Source organism: Streptomyces sp. NPDC001027, from assembly GCF_040299045.1.
GTDB lineage: Bacteria > Actinomycetota > Actinomycetes > Streptomycetales > Streptomycetaceae > Streptomyces.
The window spans coordinates 1-5923 of record NZ_JBEPBI010000357.1 but is presented as its reverse complement, the minus strand read 5'-3'; the positions used below and the strand labels follow the sequence as shown (position 1 = coordinate 5923).

5 protein-coding genes are annotated in these 5923 nt (G+C 68.0%); 4 read left to right on the top strand and 1 reads right to left on the bottom strand.

Annotation, left to right across the window (positions count from 1 at the left end):
• Positions 1 to 61 precede the first annotated feature (61 nt).
• The 3 genes from ABT300_RS40490 to ABT300_RS40480 all read left to right on the top strand — a co-directional run bounded on the left by ABT300_RS40490 (position 62) and on the right by ABT300_RS40480 (position 2813).
• Positions 62 to 787, top strand: coding sequence for a thiopeptide-type bacteriocin biosynthesis protein (locus ABT300_RS40490; RefSeq protein ID WP_351687127.1), 726 nt, complete (start codon positions 62 to 64; stop codon positions 785 to 787).
• Between the two features lie 195 nt (positions 788 to 982).
• A complete protein-coding gene (locus ABT300_RS40485; protein ID WP_351687124.1) occupies positions 983 to 1222 on the top strand; it encodes an RNA polymerase sigma factor in 240 nt (79 codons plus the stop codon).
• Between the two features lie 778 nt (positions 1223 to 2000).
• Positions 2001 to 2813, top strand: a complete 813-nt coding sequence (locus ABT300_RS40480) for a C1 family peptidase (RefSeq protein ID WP_351687122.1) — start codon at positions 2001 to 2003, stop codon at positions 2811 to 2813.
• A gap of 599 nt (positions 2814 to 3412) precedes the next feature.
• On the opposite strand, the gene ABT300_RS40475 is transcribed toward ABT300_RS40480, so the two are convergent.
• Positions 3413 to 4297 carry an AfsR/SARP family transcriptional regulator gene (locus ABT300_RS40475; protein WP_351687121.1) on the bottom strand — a complete coding sequence of 295 codons (885 nt, stop codon included), beginning with the start codon at positions 4295 to 4297 and terminating at the stop codon, positions 3413 to 3415.
• Positions 4298 to 4552: 255 nt separating this feature from the next.
• Between ABT300_RS40475 and ABT300_RS40470 the strand changes: the two genes are divergently transcribed.
• Complete coding sequence (locus tag ABT300_RS40470) at positions 4553 to 5833, top strand: S8 family serine peptidase (protein WP_351687120.1); 1281 nt, start codon at positions 4553 to 4555, stop codon at positions 5831 to 5833.
• The last annotated feature ends 90 nt before the right edge of the window (positions 5834 to 5923 follow it).

Sequence of the window (5923 nt, the reverse complement as noted above, 5' to 3'; positions counted from 1 at the left end):
AGCGGGTACTTCCTCGGGGCAGGCATCGTCTGGGCTCCTCTCATGAAACCCATCTGACCCTCTGTCAACACATCCCGCATCTCGGGGGAAGCTCAGCGCCTGGTGGTACATCCGCAAGCACCCCTGCTGGAGACTGCGCCTACGCCCCGGCCCAGATGGCTCGCTGGAAGCGACCGGCGCACAGATGGCCCAGGCTCTCGACGCGGCAGTCTCCTTCGGCGGCATCAAGGAATGGCAAGCCTCCTTGTACGAGCCGGAGACCATCGCCTTCGGAGGCCTGGAAGGAATGACGATCACCGAACAGATCTTCCACGTCGACAGCGTCGGAGTGCTCGCCTACGACCAGATCGCCACAGACGGCTCGAGCCCACTCCTGGACGCCAAGACCACCTCCCTGTGTGTGCTCACGCTGCTTATGCGCGCTGCCGGACTCGAGTGGGGGGAGCAGGCAGACGTGTGGGGGCAGGTCGAAGCCAGACGAGTGCTGCCCCCCGACATCGCCCCGGACAAGGTCAGCTCCATGGTGGACACCATGCGCGCGCTCACCTCCTTCGATCCCGCCCCCGCCCTCGCCGGCGGCCCACTCGCGCCCCTTGCCGACTGGATCGCCGGCATGGAACGCGGCGGGGCAAGCCTGAAGGCTGCCTCTGAAGGCAACCGCTTGGACCTCGGACTCAGAGCCATCCTGGCCCGGCACGTCATCTTCCACTGGAACCGCATGGGATTCAGCACCCGACAACAAGCAATCTGGTCGCGCGCTGCCCGGGAAGCCATCCTGGGACAATGACCTGACCCCTGCAGCGGACCTAACGGACCCGTCCACTGCCCCCTCCCCCAAAGTGACCGCGGCCCTGGGTCCTGAGCCGCTGCCGACTGGAACCGGTCTCACGAGCCACACATAGATGGTCTGATCTGCGGGGGCAGCGGTTTCCTCGGGGCGCAGCTGGTTCGACAGGCGAGAGCGGCCGGACATACCCGATGCGTGGCTGTCGAGGGGGGTGATGAAGTCGACGAGGAGCTCCCTCGACACCGACGAGGTGGAGCGCTGCCCGAAGACACCGTCCTGGAGTCGCTGTCGAACGCGGCGCTGCTGAGGGCCTTCCGGGAACTGCCCGCCCGCATGCGCGAAGTGACCTGGCATTGGGCTACCGGCATCCCCGTGGCCGACACCGCCTGCGGCATGGGAATCGCCCCGGCGACCGTACGGGTCCACCTCCACTAAGCGCGGCTGCGCCTGGCCTGCAACCCCGCTCTCGCCGCCCCATGCACCGAGCAGAGCAGCGACCGGTGATCGCTGGGGACTCTCCAGGCCCGTGGCGGTCGCACTCTGCCCGCCCGTGGGCTCGAGGCGTCCTCCGTGCTCGGCAACCAGTGGCTGCAGCGCTTGCAGGTGTGGTGCAAAGGCCTTCGATCCTTGCCCCGGTCGGGCGGCTGGAGCCATGAAACGCCGCTGGGCCATCAGCGGCCAGTCGCCGCAGGGACAGAAGACTGGGGTGACCGGCAGGGGCCCGAAGCGGCCTCATCAAACCCCAACACTGCCCCGGATGCAGGCAACCCGGAATCCTGATCGTCTCCCCTCCCCCGCGGAGTCGAAGAGCAGCAGCCCTGGGCAGGGGCGCAGATGCGTGCGCCTCCCGCTCAGGGCGGGTGATCCACAGCAGGAGCCCGCTCGGCTCGTCCACTGCTTGTCGGACACGCCGCTTGGTGCCGGCCTCATGTTTTTTCATCAGGTGCATGACCGAGAGTCCGATGCATCGATCAGCGAGCCACGAACGAGTGATCATGAACCTCGGGAGGGGGACTCAACCCTCTCAGGCGTGATTTCGGCCGGCGAAGTCTCGAACGGAGCAGATCATCTGCGCTGCAGATCCCCCTATCGGTGGGCTGTGAACTCGTTCGGCCGCTCCCAGCCCTCGCCGCGTCGCAGCCGCGCTCGAACCGAGGGAGGCTCGTCGCTGACCTCGTGCCCGCGACAGGGCGGCACGTGCAACGGAGGGACCATGGTGACGAACAACATCAACCCACTGCCCGGCCATCGAATCCTGAACTGCATTCCCTCCCGTGACACTGAGCGGGACTGGCAGATGCAGCATGCCCTCGAGGCGGGGGTCGTAGCAGAGGAGCTCGAAGCAGCTCCCGACCACGTCGATATTCGCGAGCCCTGGTGGCCCATCGCCGACCAGGGAGACACAGGCTCGTGCGTGGGCTGGGCGACCGCCGACTCGGTCCTGCGCTGGTGCATGGTCAAGGCCGGCAAGCTGCACCAGGACGATCCCCTGTCGGTGCGCTACATCTGGATGGCCTCCAAGGAGACCGACCAGTTCATCAGCCAGCCCACCACCTTCGTCGAAGGCGCAGGCACCAGCCTCAAAGCCGCTCTCGACATCGCCCGCAAGTTCGGTGCGGCGCGTGAGGCAGACCTGCCTTTCAAGCCCCCTCCGCTGATGTTCCCCGGCTCGACCGCGACGTTCTACGCCCGCGCGGCCAAACTGCGAGTAGCCGGCTACTTCAACCTGGGACGAGATGCGAACGAGTGGCGTCGTTGGCTGGCTTCGGGCGGCGGCCCGATCCTGGTCCGGCTCGACGTCGACCGCACGTGGGACGAGGCGCCCGACACGGACGGCAAGCTCGACGTCTACAAGCGGGAGACCGCCCGCGGGGGCCACGCGGTCGCCATCGTGGGCTACACGGCCGACCGCCGCTTCATCGTCCGCAACAGTTGGGGAACTTCCTGGGGGCGTGACGGCTACGGCTTCGCATCGCAGGAGTACGCGCAGCAGGCGTTCACCGAGGCCTATGGGGTGACCGTCTGACGACAAGTCAAGTGACCTTCATGGCCTTCATGGCCTTTGGCGCCATGTCTCGGTGATGCCCCTACGGTCGGCGGCCCTGGCGTGAACCGCGGGGGATGGGTGCCACGAGTCCGCGGGTGTGCTTCGCAGCGGGCGTCCGCGTGAGGCGGTGTACGCAGTCTTACACCGCCCTGCCGGCCATCGCCCGGCGGTCGGCCGTTCGGCGAACACACGCCGTGCGGGCAGGGCGCACAGCCGAGCAGACCGGCCTGGGACAGGAGCGTCACTTGCGGGCCGGCCGTCGCGCTGCGGTGACGTCGTCGACCTGGCCCCCTTCCTCGGCTTCGACGCCTTCTTGCGGGGTTGAATGTCGACGGCGTCGGCGCGGCGCGTCATGGCCGACGGCGCTCGGCGCCCCAGGGCCGAGTGCGTCGGGCGTCGGCACCAGCAGCGTTGCACTGCTCGATGAAGAAGCGTTTCGGCATTGTCTCGGCGGCGGTTCCCCCCTGCCGCCAAGGCGAAGTAACATGCCGTCAGGAGCCGGTCAGCGAGGTCGCCGCGCCCGCTGCGAGGCGGTGCCGCCCTGGTCGGGGCCCGCGCTGTGGTGCGCGAGGGGCCGTTTACGATCCACGCCGGCTCTGTTGGCGGTCGATGTCGCGCTGTCCGCGTGTGGGCTGAGCGCGCTGGGAAGCGCGCGCACCGGCCGGCCGGACGTCGTGCTTGAGGGCGCGGGTGTGGGCCGCCGCGTCGAACGTGGCCGTGTCGTTGAAGGCGGTTCGGCGCTGGCCGGCGCTTTGCGAGATCAGGTCTTCGGTGAGCCGCGCCATCTGCCCCGAGGGCGCCACCCCGAGTTCTTGCTGCAGCAGCGTCTCATAGTGCCGGTAGCGCATGAGGGCGCAGGCGATGTTGCCCTCGTCGGCGTGGATCTCTATCAGGATGCGGTGAGCGTTTTCCCGTATGGGGTCCACGGCGATGGCCGCCGTGGCGCTCTGGATGGCGGCCAAGTACTGACCGGCTGCCCTGCATTGCAGGGCGAGGCTCTCAAGGGCGTGCTGGCGCAGTTGTCCCCAGCGTTCGCGTTCAGGGATCAGCCATTCGTCGGGCCAGCCGGGCAGAAGCTGGCGAGTGAGGTCGCCTATGTACGCCTCGCAGTCGAGGGGTGGCTGGCTGAGGCCGGCGATCGTCTCTTTGGCCTTGGCCCACGCGCACTGCAGGTCGACGGTGACCGAGGCGGCGAGTCGCAGGCGATGGCCGATGCTGTCGATCGCGGTGAGGGCGCAGGCCCGCCGCCCCTGGCACAAGGCGGTGCGGAGGTTGGCCGCTGCACGTGCAGGGGGGCAGTCGGGCCAGAGCGCCTCGGCCGCGGCGCCTCGGTAAATCCCGTCGGGGTTCAGCGCCAGCAGCGCCAAAAGACGCTGTGCGCCCGACGGAAGCGTGAGGCGATTCTCGGCGTACGTGAACTCGAAGACCCCAAGTAGCTCTAGAAATGCGGCATTCGGAGACACACACCTAACTGTGCAGGCAACTTTTACTTCGTGCATCTGCGAATAAGACCACTGAAGCCGGAAAACACATAGGCAGCGAGAGGGCCGCAAGGAATTCTTCACCTCTTCGGCATGCGGCCTGACCTGCCCGTCAACGGACCGGCAATGTGACAGAGACGTTTCCGGAACGCGGGCTGCACATTCGTACTACGTCCGAGAGATGACCGTGCTCGAGCCTCGAATAGACCGTGCTGGTATCGACGGAAAGGGCTGGCCGTGGAAGTCCGTTCAATCTTGAAGGGCCTTCGAGCATCAGACGGCCTTCTGGGCGAATCACGGGTCTGCGTCGCTGTCCTGGACGGACCGGTGAACCTTGCTCATCCCTGCTTCGCGGGCGCCGACGTCACGCGGCTGGACACGCTGGTGACGCAGGCTGCGGGCGACGGCCCGATGTCTGTGCATGGAACCCATGTCGCCAGCCTGATCTTCGGTCAGCCGGGCAGCCCCGTCGTCGGCGTCGCCCCTCGGTGCCGGGGTCTGATCCTGCCGGTCTTCGCCGATGCCTGTGACAGCCGGGTGCCTCAGATGGACCTGGCGCGCGCCATCGAACAGGCCGTCCAGGCAGGCGCCCACATCATCAACATCAGCGGCGGCGAGCGAACGCCGGACGGGCATCCGGACAGCATGCTGGAGCGAGCGCTTCGGCTGTGCGAGGAGCGCGGCGTCTTGGTGGTGGCCGCCGTGGGAAACGACGGCTGCGACTGCCTCCAGGCCCCCGCCGCCGCCCCTTCGGTGCTCGCCGTGGGCGCCTCAGGCATCGACGGCCGGCCTTTGGACATCAACAACTGGGGCGGAGCCTACCGCCGCAACGGCGTGCTCGCTCCGGGCCAGGACATCGAGGGCGCCGATCCTGGGGGAGGCGTGCGGGCGCTGACCGGGAGCAGTTTCGCCACTCCGGCGGCGTCCGGACTCGCCGCCCTGCTGGTGGCCGCCCAACTGCGAAGGGGGCTTCCGCCCGATCCGAGAGCTGCGGGCGGCGCGATCCTCGACACCGCCTCTCCACCCGCGTGCATGCCCGAGGAGGCCGCGCACTGCCGCCGATTCCTTGTGGGCACGATGAACGCCGCGCGCGCCTACGACCTGGTCACCTCGGCCGATGGCCCGTCCGGCGAACATGCCGGGGGCCTCGAACATCCGCAAGCGTATGCGGGCAGCGATACAGCCAAGGGAGTCAACGCGGCGCAACCTGACCTGGGTCGCTGCGGCGGGATCACCGGGGCACGCCATATCTGGACCCTGGCATTCGCGCACAACATCGCCTTCGCCCCGCACACGGGTTTCTCCGGAGGACTTTCCCAGCTGGCCGCCCTCCATGTCGCCGCTGCGGCACCGTCGCTGCTCGCGCTGGAGTACATGTTCATCGACAACCCGTGCCGGGAGATCTTCGTGGGCGGCTATCCGCAGGCAGAGAAGGGCCTGCTCCGGGTGCCGGACGGCCCGGGCCTCGGACTGCAGCTGGACATGGACAAGATCGAGCGCTACACCGTCCGGCACTAGGAGCTGTCTTCAAATGTCACGCCCACATCAGGAGCGAGGCGAGGGTGACGGCTGCCTGGTAGGACTCGGCGGTCTTGTCGTAGCGGGTCG

What these genes read in the sequence shown, in the direction of transcription:
- ABT300_RS40480 (WP_351687122.1), top strand. Translation starts at nt 2,001, where the DNA reads ATGGTGACGAACAACATCAACCCACTGCCCGGCCATCGAATCCTGAAC.